Genomic DNA, 16,789 nt, shown 5'->3' on the forward strand with positions numbered 1-16,789 from the left:
GATCGTCTCTGATCATGACTCGATGAGGAGTGCGTGTGAGCAACGAGAGCCTGGCCAACCTGCTCAAGGAGGAGCGGCGCTTCGCTCCGCCCGCAGAGCTCGCCGCAGCCGCCAACGTCACCGCGGCCGCGTACGCGCAGGCCTCCGAGGACCGTCTGGGCTTCTGGGCCGAGCAGGCCCGTCGCCTCAGCTGGGCCGTCGAGCCGACCGAGACCCTCGACTGGTCCAACCCGCCGTTCGCCAAGTGGTTCGCCGACGGCAAGCTCAACGTGGCGTACAACTGCGTCGACCGCCACGTCGAGAACGGCCTGGGCGACCGGGTCGCCATCCACTTCGAGGGCGAGCCCGGCGACAGCCGCTCGATCACCTACGCCCAGCTCAAGGACGAGGTCTCGCAGGCCGCCAACGCGCTGCTGGAGCTCGGTGTCCGCAAGGGCGACCGGGTCGCGGTCTACCTGCCGATGATCGCCGAGGCGGTCGTCGCGATCCTCGCCTGCGCCCGGATCGGCGCCACCCACTCGGTGGTCTTCGGCGGCTTCTCCGCCGACGCCGTGGCCTCCCGCATCCAGGACGCCCAGGCCAAGCTCGTCATCACCGCCGACGGCGGCTACCGGCGCGGCAAGGCGTCCGCGCTCAAGCCGGCCATCGACGAGGCGCTCACCAAGGTCGACGGCGTCGAGCACGTCCTGGTGATCCGCCGCACCGAGCAGGACGTTGCCTGGACCGAGGGCCGTGACGTCTGGTGGCACGAGATCACCGCACGCCAGTCCACCGAGCACATCCCCGAGGCGCACGACGCCGAGCACCCGCTCTTCATCCTCTACACCTCGGGCACCACCGGTAAGCCCAAGGGCATCCTGCACACCTCGGGCGGCTACCTCACCCAGGCCAGCTACACCCACCACGCGGTCTTCGACCTCAAGCCGGAGACCGACGTCTACTGGTGCACCGCCGACATCGGCTGGGTCACCGGCCACTCGTACATCGTCTACGGCCCGCTCTCCAACGGCGCCACCCAGGTCATCTACGAGGGCACCCCGGACACCCCGCACCAGGGCCGGTTCTGGGAGATCGTCCAGAAGTACGGCGTGACCATCCTCTACACCGCGCCGACCGCGATCCGCACCTTCATGAAGTGGGGCGACGACATCCCCGCGAAGTTCGACCTGTCCTCGCTGCGGGTGCTGGGCAGTGTCGGCGAGCCGATCAACCCCGAGGCGTGGATCTGGTACCGCGAGCACATCGGTGCCGGCAAGACCCCGATCGTGGACACCTGGTGGCAGACCGAGACCGGCGCCATGATGATCAGCCCGCTGCCGGGCGTCACCGAGACCAAGCCGGGCTCGGCCCAGCGCGCCCTGCCGGGCATCGCGGCCACCGTGGTGGACGACGAGGCCAACGAGGTGCCCAACGGCTCCGGCGGCTACCTGGTGCTCACCGAGCCGTGGCCGTCCATGCTCCGCACCATCTGGGGCGACGACCAGCGCTACATCGACACCTACTGGTCGCGCTTCCAGGGCCGCTACTTCGCCGGTGACGGCGCCAAGAAGGATGAGGACGGCGACATCTGGCTGCTCGGCCGGGTGGACGACGTCATGCTCGTCTCGGGCCACAACATCTCCACCACCGAGGTCGAGTCGGCCCTGGTCGGCCACCCGTCCGTCGCCGAGTCCGCGGTGGTCGGCGCCGCCGACGCCACCACCGGGCAGGCCATCGTCGCCTTCGTGATCCTGCGTGGCGGCATGACCGAGAGCCCGGAGCTGGTCGACGAGCTGCGGGCGCACGTCGGCCGCACGCTGGGCCCCATCGCCAAGCCGAAGCAGATCAAGGTGGTCGGCGAGCTGCCGAAGACCCGCTCCGGCAAGATCATGCGCCGTCTGCTGCGCGACATCGCCGAGGGCCGCGAGGTCGGTGACACCACCACCCTCGCCGACAGCTCGGTGATGAGCCAGATCCAGGCCCAGCTGCCGCTCATGGGCAACGGCAACGGCTGAGCCGACTGAGACAGCGACTGTGCCCCGGGCGGTGGTCATCGCCCGGGGCACAGCCGTTCCTCCGGGCCGCCGCCGTTCCTCCGGGTGCGGAACCCATCCGTAGGGCTTAAGTCCTTGAATAGGACAATCCGGACGTCACCCGAACATCCCGTTAGACTGTTAACGACGCATCAAGATCCCCCGGCGGGATCCGGGCGTCACAGGGCGCGCCGGGAAGTCTGGTCGGCAACTGCACCACTCGTGCATCCGTTGCCGCTCCCAGCCCCAGGAGGTCCCGCGTGACCGACCAGCCGCCCGTCCTCGAGCCGACGACCCGCCGCCGGCAGTTCCCCGGCCGGCTGTCACTGCCCGAGCGCACCTTCATCACCGACGCCCTGCGGACCGAGACGGTCGGCGGCATGCTGCTGCTGGGCGCCGCCGTCATCGCACTGATCTGGGCCAACGTCTGGCCGCAGGCGTACCAGAGCATGCTCGACTACACCGTCGGCCCCTCCGCCCCGCTGCACCTCGACCTCACCCTGGCCACCTGGGCCAAGGACGGACTGCTGACGATCTTCTTCTTCGTCGCCGGGATCGAGCTCAAGCGCGAGTTCGTCGCGGGCGAGCTGCGCACGCCCAGCGCCGCGGCGCTGCCCGTCATCGCCGCCGTCTGCGGCGTGGCGATGCCCGCGATCCTGTACGCCCTGGTGAACTCCGGCAGTGGCGGACACCCCGGCGGCTGGGCGATCCCGACCGCCACCGACATCGCCTTCGCCCTCGGCGTCCTGGCCGTGGTCGGCAGCCACCTGCCCTCGGCGCTGCGCGCCTTCCTGCTCACCCTGGCCGTCGTCGACGACCTGATCGCGATCCTGATCATCGCGGTCTTCTACAGCTCCGGCATCAAGTTCTGGGCGCTCGGACTGGCCCTCGCCGGGCTGGTGCTGTTCTGGTTCCTGCACCGGCGCGGGGTGCACGGCTGGTACCTGTTCGTGCCGCTGGCCCTGGTGACCTGGGCGCTGATGCACGAGAGCGGCATCCACGCCACGGTGGCGGGCGTCGCGATGGGCCTGATGCTGCGCTGCCACCGGGAGGGCGACGAGCAGCACTCCCCCGGCGAGCACATCGAGCACCTGGTCCGCCCCCTCTCTGCCGGTTTTGCCGTCCCGGTGTTCGCGCTGTTCTCGGCCGGGGTGACGATCTCCGGCCCGGCGCTGCGCGAGGTGTTCACCCAGGCCGTCCCGCTCGGCATCGTGGTCGGCCTGCTGGTCGGCAAGTCGGTGGGCATCTTCGGCGGCACCTGGCTTGCCGCCCGGTTCACCAGGGCCGAGCTGAACCCGCAGCTCAAGTGGGCCGACATGGTCGCCGTCTCGGTGCTCGCGGGCATCGGCTTCACCGTCTCGCTGCTCATCAGCGAGCTGGCCTTCCCGGACGACCCGGCGCTCGCCGCCCTGGCCAAGACGGCCGTCCTGGTCGGCTCGCTGCTCTGCGCGATGGTCGCCACCGTGCTGCTGAAGCTGCGCAACCGGCACTACCGCGCGCTGTGCGAGGAGGAGGACCGGGACACGGACGGGGACGGCATCCCGGACGTCTACCAGGAGGACGACCCGGCCTGGCGGGCCCGGGTCTCCGGCGGCTCCGGGGGCTCCGCCGACTCCGGGAATGCCGGGAACGCCGACAACTCCGGGAACGCCGGCAACTCCGGCAACTCCGGGGCCGCTGGAGCGGGCCGCTGACGGTCCCTCCGGGAGGCTCCGCGCACGGACCCCGGCGCCTCCCGGGAACCCCGTCCGGGAGCCCCTGGAGGCCGTCCGCAACGGAGACACGTCCCTCCGGCGGGGGCCCGGAGTGGTGTCCGACTGACCGGTAGGGGCATGATTCTGAGCTGTCGACAATCCACTGACGCCTCCGGACCCCCCAGCGGCCCCGGAACCGCAGACCCGCGGCGGCGTCACGCCGCACAGCCGCAGAGGAGAACCGCTGATGCCCGCAGGAGCCGCAGACCCGTCCAGCAACGGCCGGGCGCCCTACGAGGGCGAGCGTTCGGTGGGGCAGCTGTTCGCGGCGGCCACCGCCGACCTGTCCGCGCTGGTCCACGACGAGATCGCGCTCGCCAAGGCCGAGATCCGGGCGGACGTCAAGCGCGGCGTCTCCGGCGGCGTCTCGCTGACGGTCGCCGGCGTGGTGGCGCTGTTCTCGATCCCGATGCTGAGCGCCGCCGCGGCCTTCGGCATCCACGCGCTGGGCATTTCGCTGGGCTGGTCCTTCCTCATCGTGGCCGGCGCCTACCTGCTGCTCGCGTTGCTGCTCGGGGCGCTGGCGTACCGCTCGTTCAAGAAGATCGAGCCGCCGCGCCGCACCATCGAGGGCGCCCAGAAGACCGCCGACGTGCTGAAGAACGCCCGGCCGCGCCCGGCCACCAAGGAGGAGATCGACCGCGCCCTGGGCCGCATCCCGTAAAGCGGTCCTGTCGGGCGGTTCCGTCAACCGTCCCGTCAGACGGTCCCGTCACGTGGTGCCGTCACGTGGTGCCGTCAACCGTCCCGTCAACTGCCCCGCCGACGGTCCCTTGCCGGAGGGGCCGACAGTGAGTGCCGGGCACGTGTCCGACGCGCGGATGTGACACGCTCTCGGTATGCCGCTTGACCAGAAGCCCGTGCCCGCGCAGCCGTCCGCCGACTCCGGCCCCGACTCCGGCCCCGGCCTCGTCCCCGAGGGCCCCGGCCCGGCCCCCGAACGGAAGCCCGTCGAGGCGGATGTCGAGGCGGATGTCGAGGCGCCCGCCGGGGCCGCTGCGGCGGCGCAGGCCGAGGCGTGGAGCATCCGGCAGGCCGGCCCGTGGACGCACCGCGACCTCGCGGCCAACGGCGCCCGCTTCCACATCGCCGAGCTGGGCTCGGGCCCGCTCGTGCTGCTGGTGCACGGCTGGCCCGAGTACTGGTGGGCCTGGCGCCACCAGCTGACCGCGCTCGCCGAGGCCGGCTACCGGGCGGTGGCGCTCGACCTGCGGGGCGTCGGCGGCAGCGACCGCACCCCGCGCGGGTACGACCCCGGCAACCTCGCCCTGGACATCACCGGGGTGATCCGCTCGCTCGGCGAGCGCCGGGCGCACCTGGTCGGACATGCCTCCGGCGGCACCCTCGCCTGGGTGGCGGCCGTGATGCGTCCGTCCGTCATCCAGAGCCTGACCGTGGTCTCGGCCGCGCACCCGAGGGACCTGCGCCGGGCTCTGCTGACCGACCGCCGCCAGTTCGCCGCGTTCGAGCACGTGCTGGGCTTCCAGCGGCCGTGGATACCGGAACGCCGCCTGGTGGCCGACGACGCCGAGCTGGTCGGCCGCTACCTGACCTCCTGGACCGGCCCGAACGGCCTGGACGAGGCCGAGGTGCACGCGTACCGGCAGGCGATCCAGATCCCCAGCACCGCGCACTGCTCGATCGAGCCGTACCGCTGGCTGATGCGGTCGATGGCCCGGCCGGACGGCATCCAGTTCGCCCGGCGGATGAAGAAGCCGATCACCGCGCCGACCCTGCACGTCCAGGGCGCGGCGGACCCGGTGCTGCTGTCGCACACCGCGCTCGGCGGGGGCGAGTACGTGGCGGCGCCCTACCGCTGGCGGCTGCTGCCGGGGGTCGGGCACTTCCCGCACGAGGAGGCGCCGGAGGAGTTCACCGCCGAGCTGCTGGACTGGGTCGGGCGTCACAAGGAGTGACCCCGCGTCGGAGACGGCCGGAGACGGTCGGGGAGGCCGGGGAGGCCGGGCGGCGAGGCGGCCGGGCGGTAGGGGAAGGCGCCTGGGCCCAGTGGCTCGAGTGCAACTCCCTTGATGCTGTGTTCATATGACAAGCACATAGGCCAATCTCGACACAACCCCGGCGGTTACCTCGACCGGCCCAGGGGCATCCATACCGGTATGAGTTGGATGCCCGATCGCGGCGCCGCCCCGCGCGGCCGACGCCAGAACAGCCCCCAGCGTTCCGCCCACCGCCCCGACCGGGCGGACGACCTCGGCTTCGACGGCCTCGACCCTCGTCAGCGCGCCGAACGGCGGCAACTCGGCATCCCACACATCCTCGGTCGGCGCGCCCGCTGGGTGGGCGCACGACTGCGGCGCGAGACCTGAGGCCTCGCGCCGCGTAAGTCCGACGGTGACGGACGGCCCGTGGTGACGGACGGCCCGTGGTGACGGGCGGCCGGTCGACGGCCGCCCGGCGCGCACCGCTCAGTTCGTGATCGGCGACAGCGCGGTGAACCAGAGCAGGACGAAGGTCGCCACCGACATGATCGGCACCAGCACCTTGGTCTCGACGTCGTTGCCGCTGCGCTTGATCAGCACGATCTCGTAGCGCTCCTTGTGCGGCCAGAGCAGCGGCGCGCCCTTCTTGGTCAGGCAGTCGCCCAGCAGGTGCGCCAGCGTGCCCAGCGCCACCGCGTACGGCAGCCAGCCGGGCGCGTTGGGCATCCAGGTGTTCATGCCGAAGGTGCCCAGCGCGGACAGCCCGATGATGGTGATCCAGCTCTGCGGACCGTCACCCGGCGGGCAGAGCCGCAGCGCCCGGATCGCGAGCGCCAGCAGGAAGAACGTCAGCACGAGCGTGAAGTTGCGGCCCAGGAAGGTGACGCCGGCCCAGGTGCCGGCGCCCATCAGCCCGACGAACAGCAGCGAGTGGGTGGCGTGCCGGTGGCCGCCGGAGGCCCACGCCACGAAGCGGCAGAGCGCCTTGGAGATCGGACCGAGGAAGTTGGCGATCGAGCCGTCGTGGTGGTCGAGGTCCGGCAGCAGGGCCGCACCCGCGCACAGCACCGTGCCCATCAGTATGTCCGCCGGCTGCAGCGTGGTGTGCAGCAGCAGCGGGGGCAGGAAGGGGGCCGATGCCGCGTACAGCATCGCCCCGCTCACCGCGTGCGAATGACCCATCATCGGACTGCCACGACCTCCCGTCGGGCCCACTCCGGGACGACGCCAGATTGAGCCGAACGGGTGAGCGCGGCCGAGGCTACCAGGGCGGACTGACGGTGCGACGGATATCGGACGGCCCGGCCCCCGGCGCGCCCCGCCCACAAGAGGCCCGGACCGGGGCTTCCGGGCCGCCCGGGCCCGGACCGGGGCGCCCGACGTCAGAGCGCGCAGCCCTGGGTCTCCACCCGGGCGGTCGCGGCACTGCCCTGCTGGACGTCCTCGCGGACCTCCGCCGCGGTCAGCACGTACCCGGTGTCGGCGCTGTCCAGGGACTTGGCGAACACCACGCCGTACACCTGGCCGTCCGGGGTGAGCAGCGGGCCGCCGCTGTTGCCCTGGCGGACCACCGAACGCACCGAGTAGACGTCGCGCACCACCTGGCCGCGGTGGTAGATGTCCGGGCCGTTGGCCTGGATCCGGCCGCGGATGCGGGCCGGCTGGACGTTGAAGGCGCCGTTCTCCGGGAAGCCGGCCACGATCGCGCTGTCGTTGGTCTTCGCCTCGCCCGCGAAGGTCAGCGCGGGCGCGTTCAGCTTCGGCACGTCCAGGACCGCGATGTCGCGCTGCCAGTCGTAGCGGACCACCGTCGCGTCGTACAGCTGGCCGAGGCCGCCGATCTGCACCGTCGGCTCGTTGACCCCGCCGACCACGTGGGCGTTGGTCATCACCCGGTGCGGGGCGAAGACGAAGCCGCTGCCCTCCAGGGTCTTGCCGCAGGAGGTCGCCGTGCCGACCACCTTGACCAGGCTCTGCTTGGCCCGCGCCACCGCCGGGCTTGCGGCCAACGCCGGGTCCGGGGTGTCGACCTGGGTGATCGGCTCGTGCTCGAAGGGGTTGAAGACCTGCGGGAAGCCGTTGCGGGCGAGCACCTTGGAGAAGTCCGAGAACCAGTTCGGCGCGTCGGAGGGCAGGGCGTTCTGCACCCCGCCGAGGATCGCCGAGGAACGGACCTGCTTGGAGACCGTCGGCAGCGAGGCCCCGGCCAGCGCCGAACCGATCAGCCAGGCCACCAGCAGCATCGAGACCACGTTCACCACCGCGCCACCGGCCGCGTCCAGGACCCGGGCCGGGCGGCGGCCGATGTGGCCGCGCAGCTTCCAGCCGAAATGCGCGGTGACCGCCTGGCCGATCGCGGCGAAGACGATCACCACCACGACGGCCACCACCGAGGCCGTGGTGCCGGGGCTCAGGTGGTCCAGCAGCAGCGGCAGCAGCTCGACGGCCAGCAGACCGCCGCCGAGGAAACCGACCAGCGACAGGACACCGACCACGAAGCCCTGCCGGTAGCCCGACACGGCGAATCCCACGGCAGCGGCGATCAGCAGCACATCCAGGACGTTCACTCCGACACCCTCCCACGGTCCGCAGGCCGGACCGGCCGACAGCCGGTCACGATCCTCCGGCGTCGCCGCCCGGCAGCGCGCGGGAATGCTCGAGGTCACCCTGGACCAGGGCCAGCGCGTCGTCCGAGAGGTCGACGACCCGGGACGGATCCCAGGGCAGCTCCAGCCCGCTGTGGTGCAGCACCCGGTCGATCACCCCGGCGGTGAATCCCCAGACCAGCCGTCCGGCGACCGCGAAGGCCGGACCGATGTGCCCCGAGGGGTGGCGCAGCCGCACCCGGTTCGCCGGATCGGCCAGGTCTGCGATCGACACCCGGAACACCGCGCCGGTCTCGCCCTGGTCCACCGGACGCACCGGCGACTCCTCGCGCCACCAGCCGAGTACCGGGGTCACCACGAAACGGCTCACCGGGATGTACAGCCGCGGCAGCGCCGCGAACACCTGCACCCCGTCCGGGTCCAGGCCGGTCTCCTCCCAGGCCTCCCGCAGCGCCGCGGCGATCGGCCCCGGGCCGTCCGGGTCGCCGTCCTCCGGGTCCAGCGCGCCGCCCGGGAAGGACGGCTGACCGGCGTGCGAGCGCAGCGACCGGGCCCGCTCGATCAGCAGCAGGTCCGGCCCCTCCGGGCCCTCGCCGAACAGCATCAGCACGGCTGCCGCCCGGCCGCCCCCGACCGGCGGCAGGAAGCGGCTCAGCTGCTCCGGCAGCACCCGCTCGGCCGCCTCCCGGACCGGCTCCAGCCAGGTCGGCAGGTCCTCCCGCTCGATCCCCCGCGCGATCATGCGCCCACCGCCAGGTCCGCGACCTGCCCCTGGTGGGCGGCGGCGTCCGCACGGGCGGCCGCCTCACCGGGGAAGTCCGCCGGGGGCCTCAGCCGCTGCCCGGGTTGGCCGCCCATCTCGTACTTCAGCAACTTCCGTGCCTTCTCCGGGTCGGTCACGCCCTCGCCGTACGCGGGGCAGAGCGGCGCGATCGGGCAGGCGCCGCAGGCGGGCTTCTGGGAGTGGCAGATCCGGCGGCCGTGGAAGACCACCCGGTGCGAGAGCATCGTCCACTCCGACTTCGGGAAGATCTCGGCGACGGCCGCCTCGACCTTCACCGGGTCCTCCTCGGACGTCCAGCCGAACCGCCGGGCCAGGCGGCCGAAATGGGTGTCGACGGTGATCCCCGGCACTCCGAAAGCATTGCCCAACACGACGTTCGCGGTCTTGCGGCCGACACCCGGCAGAGTCACCAGGTCGGCCAGGCGCCCCGGGACCTCACCGCCGAACTCGTCGCGCAGCGCGATCGAAAGACCGATCAGCGACTTCGCCTTGTTCCGGAAGAACCCGGTCGGGCGGATGATCTCCTCCAGCTCCTCCGGGTTCGCCGCCGCCATGTCCTCCGGCGTCGGGTACTTCGCGAACAGCGCCGGAGTGGTCTGGTTCACCCGCAGGTCGGTGGTCTGCGCCGACAGCACGGTGGCCACCAGCAGTTGGAAGGGGTTCTCGAAGTCCAGCTCCGGATGCGCGTACGGGTACAGCTCCGCCAACTCACGGTTGATCTTCCGGGCCCGCCGCACCATCGCCAGGTGCGACTCGGCCTTCCTCGGCTTCACGGCGGGCCTCTTCGCCGCCTTCGCCACCGCCGACTTCACCGCCGGCTCGGCCTTCGGCGCCGCCGCGTTCCGGACCTTGCTCTCTGCCATGCACGAAGGCTACGCCGACCGGACCACCGCTTGTGGGCGATCAAGCACGGAAGCCGGGCCCGGCCAGGGCGTGTTGTCCGACTCCTCGGCACGAAGTCGGACCGCCCGGAAAAATCTTCGGTGGGAGCGATGAGTTCCGGGACGTGCTCCGGTCTATCTCCGTGACCGGCTCGTACGACGACAGAAGGAACAGCTCATGAGCACCGTGATCTCCGCTGATGGCACCACCATTGCCTGCACCGTCACCGGCTCCGGCCCGGCGGTCGTCCTGGTGGACGGGGCGACCACCCACCGGGCGTTCGATCCGGGTGCCGCGCTTGCCGAGCAGCTCTCGGCGCACCACACCGTGTGGGTGTACGACCGGCGTGGCCGTGGCGGGAGCGGGGACACCGCGCCGTTCGCGGTGGAGCGTGAGATCGAGGACCTGGCCGCCGTGATCGCGGCGGCCGGCGGCTCGGCCGGTGTCTTCGGTATCTCCTCGGGCGCCGCGCTCGCGCTGCGGGCCGCCGCCGCCGGCGTCGGCATGTCCCGGCTCGCGGTCTACGAGCCGCCGTTCAGCACCGAGGAGGGGCAGAGCGCCCGCTTCGTCGGGTACGTCGACGAGTTGGAGGCGGCGCTCGCCGAGGGGCGGCGCGGGGACGCCGTCGCGGCCTTCATGACCTTCGTCGGGATGCCCGCGGAGATGGTGGACGGGATGCGCGCCGCCCCCGTGTGGCCGCTGTTCGAGGCGATCGCGCCGACCCTGGCGTACGACGCGGCGGCGCTCGGCGCGCGGACCGGCGCGACCGTCCCGGTCGACGTCCTGGCCCGGATCACCGTGCCGGCCCTGGTGCTGGACGGCGGCGCCAGCCCGGAGCTGCTGCGGGCCCCGTCCGCGGCGGTGGCCGCGGCCGTGCCCGGCGCCGAGTACCGGACGCTGGCCGAGCAGACGCACGACGTGGCGGCCGAGGTGCTGGTGCCGGAGCTGGTGAAGTACTTCGCCTGAGCCCGGGATGGACCCCGGAGTCCGTGAACACCCGTCCACGTCCGCGTCCTAGTCTTCCGGTGGCCTGACGGCCGGAGGAACGCAGAGCCGGCGCAACGCAGCGGAAGCAGCGGAAGAGGAAGAGGAAGCATGGACGCGGATTTCAAGGACATCCCCACCACGACCCTGGCCGACGTCCTGGGCCGCGCCCGGGTCATGGACATCGGCCTGCGCCCGCTCTGGGACGGGATGCCCCGGGTGGCGGGCCCGGCGTTCACCGTGCGGTGCCCGCCCGGGGACAACCTGATGCTGCACGCCGCGATCCACCGGGCCGAGCCCGGCTCGGTGATCGTGGTCGAGTCCGGGGACCTGGACTACGCGCTGGCGGGCGGCAACGTGTGTGCCGTGGCGCAGCGGCGGGGCGTGGTGGCCTTCGTGGCCGACGGGCTGATCCGGGACCTCGGTGAGGTGCGGGAGCTCGGCTTCCCGGTGTTCGCCCGCGGGGTGATCCCGATCCCCGGGGCGAAGAAGGCGCTGGGTGCGCACGGCACGCCGGTGCGCTGCGGCGGCGTGCTGGTGGCGGCCGGCGACATCGTGGTGGCCGATGAGGAGGGTGTCGTGGTGGTGCCCGCCGCCGAGCGGGACCGGGTCCTGGACGCGGCCCGGGCGAAGCTGGCCAAGGAGGCCGCCGAGACCCTGGACGAGTGGGCGGCGGAGCACCGCGACCGGATCGAGCGGGCCCTCGCCGAGCTGGGTTTCCAGGGCTGAGCCCGGCCGCGGCAGTCAGCCCCGCAAGCCGAGCCCGGCCGCGGCAGTCCTGGCAACCCGGCCCGGATCAGCCCTGGTACAGCCCGTTCAGTTCCCCGAAGCCGAGCGCCCCGTCGAGCTGCGTCAGTGTCCCGGCGCCGAGCAGTTCGACGGCGGCGCGGCGGGCCGCGGTGTACGCGAGCTGGGCGAGGCCGGTACCGAGGCTGATTCGCCGCACCCCGGTGGCGGCGAGTTCGGCGACGGTCGGCCCGCCGGGGACGGCCATCGCGTTCACCGGCAGCGGCGCGCGCTTGACCAGCTCGGTGAGGGCTTCGAGGTCGAGCAGCCCGGGGACGAACAGGCCGTCGGCGCCCGCCTCCGCGTAGGCCTCGGCCCGGACCAGCACGTCGTCGAGCCCGCCGAGCCCGAACAGGAAGACGTCGGTGCGGGCGTTGACCACCAGCTCGGGCAGCCCGGCCGCGGCCGCCGCCGTACGGGCCGCGCGCAGCCGCTCGGCCTGCTCGGCCACCGGGAAGAGCGGGCCGCCGACGGCCGTCGAGTCCTCCAGGTTGACGCCGACCGCGCCCACGCCGACCAGGGCGGTCACGGTCTCCGCGACGTCGGCGGGCAGCGGCCCGTACCCGCCCTCGGCGTCGATGGTGACCGGCAGGTCCGCCGCCGCGACGATCCGGCGGGCCGCCTCGACCGCCGCCGCCCGGTCGAGCCGCTGGCCGTCGCCGTGCCCGAGCGACCAGGAGACGCCGCCGCTGGTGGTGGCGATGGCCTGGGCGCCGGCCGAGGCGATCACGGCGGCGCTGCCCGCGTCCCAGGCGTTGGGCAGGACGAGCACGCCGTCGGCGACCAGTCCGCGCAGTCGCAGCGCCCGCTCACGGGACTCGGGGGTGGTGGACATGGGTGTCACCGGCTTTCGTACGGATCGGTGGGGACGCAGGCATCCTGTGCCCGGCTCCCCGGCCGGTACCAGTGATTAAGCTGGGACTGAATCTTCGCGAAGGGGGGCCCGCATGCGTACCGAACTGCACTTCTCCGCGCAGGACCTGGCGCTGACCCGGTTCGCCGTCTCGCCGATGCAGGAGGTGGTGACCAGCCTGCGCGCCCTCGCCCACTCCCCCGTCCCGGCGCTGCACCGGCGCTGGGCCGGGGAGGTCCGCGAGCGGCTGGCCGCCGCCGGGCCGGCCCTGGAACGGCTGGCCGCCCTGGTGCCGCCCACCGGCCACCTGCCGGACTTCCTCAACCCCGCCCCGGTGGGCTTCTCCCCCACGCTCGCCGAGGAACTGGCCACGATCACCGCCACCGGCGCCGAGCAGGTCCGGGCCGACCTGGACATCCTGGCCGCCGAGGCCGACGGCCGGCTGCCGGCCGTCCTGGCGCCGCTGCACCGCGACCCGGCCGGGCAGCTGCCCCGGCTGGCCGCCGACCTCGCGGCGTACTGGGAGCTGGCGCTCGCCCCGTACTGGGCCCGGATCCGGGCCCTGCTCGCGGCGGACGTCTTCCACCGCTCCCGGCAGGCCGCCGAGCACGGCACCGCGCGGATGCTGGGCGAACTGCACGACACTGTCCGCTGGGACGGCTCGGCGCTGCTGCTGGAGCGGCGGCACTGCGCGGTCACCCGACTGACCGCCGGGTCCGGGCTGCTGCTCCTGCCCTCGGCCTTCGCCTGGCCGCGGGTGCTCACCCGGGTGCTGCCGCCCGACCCGCCGCAGCTGGTCTACCCGGCGCGCGGCACGGCCACCCTGTGGGAACGCCACCCGGGCCCGGCGGCCCGCACCGACGCGCTGGCCGGCGTCCTCGGCCGCTCCCGCGCCCGGCTGCTGGCCGAGCTGGACTCCCCGGCCTCGACCAGCGAGCTGGCGCGCCGCACCGAACTCTCCGCGGCCGGCGTCTCGCAGCACCTCACCGCGCTGCGCACGGCGGGCCTGACCAGCGCCCACCGCGCGGGCCACGCCGTCCTGCACGCCCGTACGGCGGTCGGCGATTCCCTGTTCGATCAGGACGGACAGGCATTCGATTAGGGCCGGTCCGGGAACTGCCCCCGTCCGTCCCGCCCGATGACCCGCCGGTACGAATGGCCCCGCACGGCACACCTCGGCAGACCCCCTCCTCATATGATCGGAGCGACATGCGCCATGCTTGGTGATGCAGAACACTGAACGGAACTTGCGCCGGACGGCCCACCCGCCGCCCGGCCGAGAAGGAGGAAGCACGTGGACGACGTTCTGCGGCGCGCCGCACTCTTCGCGGCACTCGACGACGAACAGGCCGGCGAGCTGCGCGCTTCCATGACCGAGGTCACCCTCGCCCGTGGGGAGTCGCTGTTCCACGAGGGCGACCCGGGCGACCGGCTGTACGTCGTCGCGGAGGGCAAGGTCAAGCTGCACCGCGCCTCGCCGGACGGCCGCGAGAACATGCTCGCCGTCCTCGGCCCCAGCGAGATGATCGGCGAGCTGTCGCTGTTCGACCCGGGCCCGCGCACCGCGACCGCCAGCGCGCTGACCGAGGTCAAGCTGCTCGGCCTGGGCCACGGCGACCTGCAGCCCTGGCTGCACGCCCGCCCCGAGGTCTCCATCGCGCTGCTGCGGGCCATCGCCCGCCGACTGCGCCGGACCAACGACGTGATGTCCGACCTGGTCTTCTCCGACGTGCCCGGCCGCGTCGCCAAGGCCCTGCTGGACCTCTCCCGCCGCTTCGGCGTGCAGTCCGAGGAGGGCATCCACGTCGCCCACGACCTCACCCAGGAGGAGCTGGCCCAGCTGGTCGGCGCCTCCCGCGAGACGGTCAACAAGGCGCTCGCCGACTTCGCCGGCCGCGGCTGGCTGAAGCTGGAGGCCCGCGCGGTGGTCCTGCTGGACGTCGAGCGGCTGTCCCGCCGCTCGCGCTGACGCTCCGCGCGCCCGCACCGCACCCGCACCACGCCGAAGGGCCCGTCCGCACGGACGGGCCCTTCGGCGTTCGCGGTCGGACCCGGCAAGCCCCGGTCGCGGGTCGGCCCCGGTCGCGGGTCAGTCGAGGTCCGCGATCAGCCCGTGCTCCTCCAGGTAGTCCAGCTGGGCCCGGACGGACAGCTCCGCGGCCGGCCACAGCGCCCGGTCCACGTCGGCGTAGACCCGCGACACCACCTCGGGAGCGGTCCGGCAGCCCGCCTCGACCGCGGTCTCCACCTGCGCGAGCCGGTTGGCCCGGTGGGCCAGGTAGTAGTCGACGGCGCCCAGCGCGTCCGCGAGCACCGGGCCGTGGCCGGGCAGCACGGTCCGCACGCCGTGATGGGAGGCCATCGTGTGCAGCCGGCGCAGCGAGTCCAGGTAGTCCCCCAGCCGGCCGTCGGGGTGGGCGACCATCGTGGTGCCGCGGCCGAGCACGGTGTCCCCGGTGAGGATCGCGCCGTCGTCCGGCAGGTGGAAGGTCAGCGAGTCCGAGGTGTGGCCGGGGGTGCCCACCACCCGCAGGTCCAGGCCGCCGATGTCCAGGCGCTGGCCGCCCACCAGGCCCTCGGAGCCCAGCCGGTGCGCCGGGTCCAGGGCCCGCACCTCGGTGCCGGTGAGCTCGGCGAAGCGGGCCGCGCCCTCGGAGTGGTCGGCGTGGCCGTGGGTGAGCAGGGTCAGCGCGATCCGCTTGCCCCGCTCCTCGGCGAGGGCGACCACCCGGCGCAGGTGCTCCTCGTGCAGCGGGCCGGGGTCGATCACCACGGCGAGGTCCGAGCCGGGCTCGGAGAGCAGCCAGGTGTTGGTGCCGTCCAGCGTCATCGGCGACGGGTTCGGCGCCAGCACGCACAGCGCCCGGGAGGTGGCCTCGCCGCCGACGACGGCGGCGGGGTCACCCGGCAGGAGTCCGCTCATGCGCCCACCTCGCTGCGCTCGGCAGCCGCTTCGCGCAACGCACACCTCTCGACGATTCGCTCACTTCGCTCGCTCACCGGCCACCCTCGCCGTCGCGATGGAGGGCCCGCAGCGGCAGCGCCCGGACGAGGGCGCGCTGCGCCACCTCGACGAACGGGACCGGGCTCTCACAGGCCGGGGTACGGGGGATCAGGCGGCGGGCGGGCATCTCGGGTGCCGTCCGGGGAGCCACGTCGTTGTGGGTCATCGGGCGTCGGTCCTTTCTCTGCGGTGTGACTGCGGTGTGACTGCGGGGTGGGTGATCGATCGGTCGGTACGGATGATCCGGCGGTGCGGGTGGGTCAGGAGTCCTCGGGGAAATCCCCGTCGATGGTCAGTTCGTCGTACCCGGGCCAGCGGACCGTCATGCGGTCCCCGCGGACCTCGGCCCGGCCCAGGACCGGGTCCAGCGGACGGTCGGCGGCCGCGGCCAGCGCCTCGGCGGCGGTGCGGACCGGCGACAGTTCGCGCAGCACCGTCACGGTCGGCGGCAGCATGCCGAACCGGCCCTCCTGGTAGCCCCGGACCGCCTCGGCGGGGCTCAGCCACGCGACCCGGTCGGCCTCGCCGACCTCCAGGGCGGCGCGCTGGCCGGCCGGCAGGGCCGCCACGAAGAACCAGGTGTCGTAGCGGCGCTCCTCGAACTCCGGGGTGATCCAGCGGGCCCAGCCGCCCAGCAGGTCGCTGCGCAGCACCAGGCCGTGGTCGCGGAGGAACTCGGCGAAGGACAGCTCGTGCGCCTCCAGCGCGGCGCGCTCGGCGGACCAGTCGCGCGGCGCGGCGACGCTGTGCGCGTCCGGGCCGGCCAGCAGGACGCCGGCCTCCTCGAAGGTCTCGCGGACGGCCGCGCAGACCACCGCCCGGGCCGTCCGGGCGTCCACTCCGAGTCGGCCCGCCCACTCCTCGGGCGAAGGACCGGCCCAGCCCGGTTCGACCTCGGCGTCCCGCGGGTCCACCCCGCCGCCCGGGTAGGCGTACATCCCGGCCGCGAAGGCCATCGAGGTACGACGGCGCAGCAGGTAGGCCTCCGGCCCGGCGGCGGCGTCGCGCAGTAGCACGACGGTGGCGGCGGGCCTGGGCACCGGCGGGGTCAGCACGCCGGATTCGACCGCCCGGATCCGGGCAGGCCAGCCGGGCGGCATCGGGAGCGTCGTTGCTCGATGGTCCATGCCCGGATGCTAAGCGCACGAAGGCGGGGTTGGACAGGCCCGACCCCGCCTTCGCGA

Annotated in this window: 17 protein-coding genes; 9 read left to right on the forward strand and 8 right to left on the reverse strand. The window is 73.4% G+C overall.

The genetic code is table 11. The features are described 5' to 3' along the window. Window positions 1–35 precede the first annotated feature (35 nt). The 5 genes from acs (at window position 36) to ACZ51D_RS30520 (ending at window position 6,093) form a co-directional block, all read left to right on the forward strand. A complete protein-coding gene (gene acs / locus ACZ51D_RS30500; RefSeq protein WP_465622695.1) occupies window positions 36–1,994 on the forward strand; it encodes an acetate--CoA ligase in 1,959 nt (652 codons plus the stop codon). 278 nt (window positions 1,995–2,272) lie between these two features. After that, window positions 2,273–3,706 (forward strand): Na+/H+ antiporter NhaA, encoded by a 1,434-nt coding sequence (gene nhaA / locus ACZ51D_RS30505; protein WP_465622696.1) that lies wholly within the window; start codon window positions 2,273–2,275, stop codon window positions 3,704–3,706. Window positions 3,707–3,953: 247 nt separating this feature from the next. Then, a complete protein-coding gene (locus ACZ51D_RS30510; protein ID WP_360496235.1) occupies window positions 3,954–4,430 on the forward strand; it encodes a phage holin family protein in 477 nt (158 codons plus the stop codon). Between the two features lie 175 nt (window positions 4,431–4,605). Further along, a complete protein-coding gene (locus ACZ51D_RS30515) occupies window positions 4,606–5,682 on the forward strand; it encodes an alpha/beta fold hydrolase (RefSeq protein WP_465622698.1) in 1,077 nt (358 codons plus the stop codon). A 201-nt stretch (window positions 5,683–5,883) separates the two neighbouring features. Further along, window positions 5,884–6,093 (forward strand): hypothetical protein, encoded by a 210-nt coding sequence (locus ACZ51D_RS30520; protein ID WP_360496241.1) that lies wholly within the window; start codon window positions 5,884–5,886, stop codon window positions 6,091–6,093. A gap of 99 nt (window positions 6,094–6,192) precedes the next feature. Here the strand turns inward: ACZ51D_RS30520 and ACZ51D_RS30525 are convergent, their stop codons facing one another. The 4 genes from ACZ51D_RS30525 to nth all read right to left on the reverse strand — a co-directional run bounded on the left by ACZ51D_RS30525 (window position 6,193) and on the right by nth (window position 9,959). Then, window positions 6,193–6,891, reverse strand: coding sequence for a metal-dependent hydrolase (locus tag ACZ51D_RS30525; RefSeq protein ID WP_360496244.1), 699 nt, complete (start codon window positions 6,889–6,891; stop codon window positions 6,193–6,195). Between the two features lie 197 nt (window positions 6,892–7,088). Further along, on the reverse strand, window positions 7,089–8,273 hold the full coding sequence (locus ACZ51D_RS30530; RefSeq protein WP_360496247.1) for a MarP family serine protease: 1,185 nt from the start codon (window positions 8,271–8,273) through the stop codon (window positions 7,089–7,091). Between the two features lie 46 nt (window positions 8,274–8,319). Next, complete coding sequence (locus tag ACZ51D_RS30535; protein ID WP_465622699.1) at window positions 8,320–9,054, reverse strand: NUDIX hydrolase; 735 nt, start codon at window positions 9,052–9,054, stop codon at window positions 8,320–8,322. Continuing rightward, on the reverse strand, window positions 9,051–9,959 hold the full coding sequence (gene nth / locus ACZ51D_RS30540; RefSeq protein WP_465622701.1) for an endonuclease III: 909 nt from the start codon (window positions 9,957–9,959) through the stop codon (window positions 9,051–9,053). The genes ACZ51D_RS30535 and nth overlap by 4 nt, the downstream gene beginning before the upstream one ends. 196 nt (window positions 9,960–10,155) lie before the next feature. Between nth and ACZ51D_RS30545 the strand changes: the two genes are divergently transcribed. Both ACZ51D_RS30545 and ACZ51D_RS30550 read left to right on the forward strand, forming a co-directional pair. Then, window positions 10,156–10,944 (forward strand): alpha/beta fold hydrolase, encoded by a 789-nt coding sequence (locus ACZ51D_RS30545; protein ID WP_465622702.1) that lies wholly within the window; start codon window positions 10,156–10,158, stop codon window positions 10,942–10,944. 129 nt (window positions 10,945–11,073) lie between these two features. Continuing rightward, entirely contained in the window at window positions 11,074–11,691 is a 618-nt protein-coding gene (locus tag ACZ51D_RS30550) for an RraA family protein (RefSeq protein WP_465622703.1), read from the forward strand. Between the two features lie 67 nt (window positions 11,692–11,758). Here the strand turns inward: ACZ51D_RS30550 and ACZ51D_RS30555 are convergent, their stop codons facing one another. After that, window positions 11,759–12,583 carry an isocitrate lyase/PEP mutase family protein gene (locus tag ACZ51D_RS30555; protein WP_465622705.1) on the reverse strand — a complete coding sequence of 275 codons (825 nt, stop codon included), beginning with the start codon at window positions 12,581–12,583 and terminating at the stop codon, window positions 11,759–11,761. Window positions 12,584–12,695: 112 nt separating this feature from the next. On the opposite strand from ACZ51D_RS30555, the gene ACZ51D_RS30560 reads away from it, so the two are divergent. Together ACZ51D_RS30560 and ACZ51D_RS30565 are read left to right on the forward strand one after the other, a co-directional pair. After that, a complete protein-coding gene (locus tag ACZ51D_RS30560; RefSeq protein WP_465622706.1) occupies window positions 12,696–13,703 on the forward strand; it encodes an ArsR/SmtB family transcription factor in 1,008 nt (335 codons plus the stop codon). 192 nt (window positions 13,704–13,895) lie between these two features. Continuing rightward, window positions 13,896–14,570: a Crp/Fnr family transcriptional regulator gene (locus tag ACZ51D_RS30565; protein ID WP_030288117.1), complete on the forward strand. Its 675-nt coding sequence runs from the start codon at window positions 13,896–13,898 to the stop codon at window positions 14,568–14,570. Window positions 14,571–14,690: 120 nt separating this feature from the next. Here the strand turns inward: ACZ51D_RS30565 and ACZ51D_RS30570 are convergent, their stop codons facing one another. The 3 genes from ACZ51D_RS30570 to ACZ51D_RS30580 all read right to left on the reverse strand — a co-directional run bounded on the left by ACZ51D_RS30570 (window position 14,691) and on the right by ACZ51D_RS30580 (window position 16,732). Next, window positions 14,691–15,524 carry an MBL fold metallo-hydrolase gene (locus ACZ51D_RS30570; protein WP_465622708.1) on the reverse strand — a complete coding sequence of 278 codons (834 nt, stop codon included), beginning with the start codon at window positions 15,522–15,524 and terminating at the stop codon, window positions 14,691–14,693. A 73-nt stretch (window positions 15,525–15,597) separates the two neighbouring features. Next, window positions 15,598–15,771, reverse strand: a complete 174-nt coding sequence (locus tag ACZ51D_RS30575) for a hypothetical protein (protein WP_360496271.1) — start codon at window positions 15,769–15,771, stop codon at window positions 15,598–15,600. 94 nt (window positions 15,772–15,865) lie between these two features. Continuing rightward, window positions 15,866–16,732 carry an NUDIX hydrolase gene (locus ACZ51D_RS30580; protein WP_465664027.1) on the reverse strand — a complete coding sequence of 289 codons (867 nt, stop codon included), beginning with the start codon at window positions 16,730–16,732 and terminating at the stop codon, window positions 15,866–15,868. Window positions 16,733–16,789 lie beyond the last annotated feature (57 nt).

The organism is Kitasatospora sp. NPDC033851, from assembly GCF_055576085.1.

Bases quoted from the DNA above. Each gene is read 5' to 3' on its own strand.
- ACZ51D_RS30510 (WP_360496235.1), top strand. From the start codon at position 3,954: ATGCCCGCAGGAGCCGCAGACCCGTCCAGCAACGGCCGGGCGCCCTAC.
- ACZ51D_RS30515 (WP_465622698.1), top strand. From the start codon at position 4,606: ATGCCGCTTGACCAGAAGCCCGTGCCCGCGCAGCCGTCCGCCGACTCC.
- ACZ51D_RS30520 (WP_360496241.1), top strand. From the start codon at position 5,884: ATGAGTTGGATGCCCGATCGCGGCGCCGCCCCGCGCGGCCGACGCCAG.
- ACZ51D_RS30525 (WP_360496244.1), bottom strand. From the start codon at position 6,891: ATGATGGGTCATTCGCACGCGGTGAGCGGGGCGATGCTGTACGCGGCA.
- ACZ51D_RS30535 (WP_465622699.1), bottom strand. From the start codon at position 9,054: ATGATCGCGCGGGGGATCGAGCGGGAGGACCTGCCGACCTGGCTGGAG.
- nth (WP_465622701.1), bottom strand. From the start codon at position 9,959: ATGGCAGAGAGCAAGGTCCGGAACGCGGCGGCGCCGAAGGCCGAGCCG.
- ACZ51D_RS30545 (WP_465622702.1), top strand. From the start codon at position 10,156: ATGAGCACCGTGATCTCCGCTGATGGCACCACCATTGCCTGCACCGTC.
- ACZ51D_RS30550 (WP_465622703.1), top strand. From the start codon at position 11,074: ATGGACGCGGATTTCAAGGACATCCCCACCACGACCCTGGCCGACGTC.
- ACZ51D_RS30555 (WP_465622705.1), bottom strand. From the start codon at position 12,583: ATGTCCACCACCCCCGAGTCCCGTGAGCGGGCGCTGCGACTGCGCGGA.
- ACZ51D_RS30560 (WP_465622706.1), top strand. From the start codon at position 12,696: ATGCGTACCGAACTGCACTTCTCCGCGCAGGACCTGGCGCTGACCCGG.
- ACZ51D_RS30570 (WP_465622708.1), bottom strand. From the start codon at position 15,524: ATGAGCGGACTCCTGCCGGGTGACCCCGCCGCCGTCGTCGGCGGCGAG.
- ACZ51D_RS30575 (WP_360496271.1), bottom strand. From the start codon at position 15,771: ATGACCCACAACGACGTGGCTCCCCGGACGGCACCCGAGATGCCCGCC.
- ACZ51D_RS30580 (WP_465664027.1), bottom strand. From the start codon at position 16,732: ATGGACCATCGAGCAACGACGCTCCCGATGCCGCCCGGCTGGCCTGCC.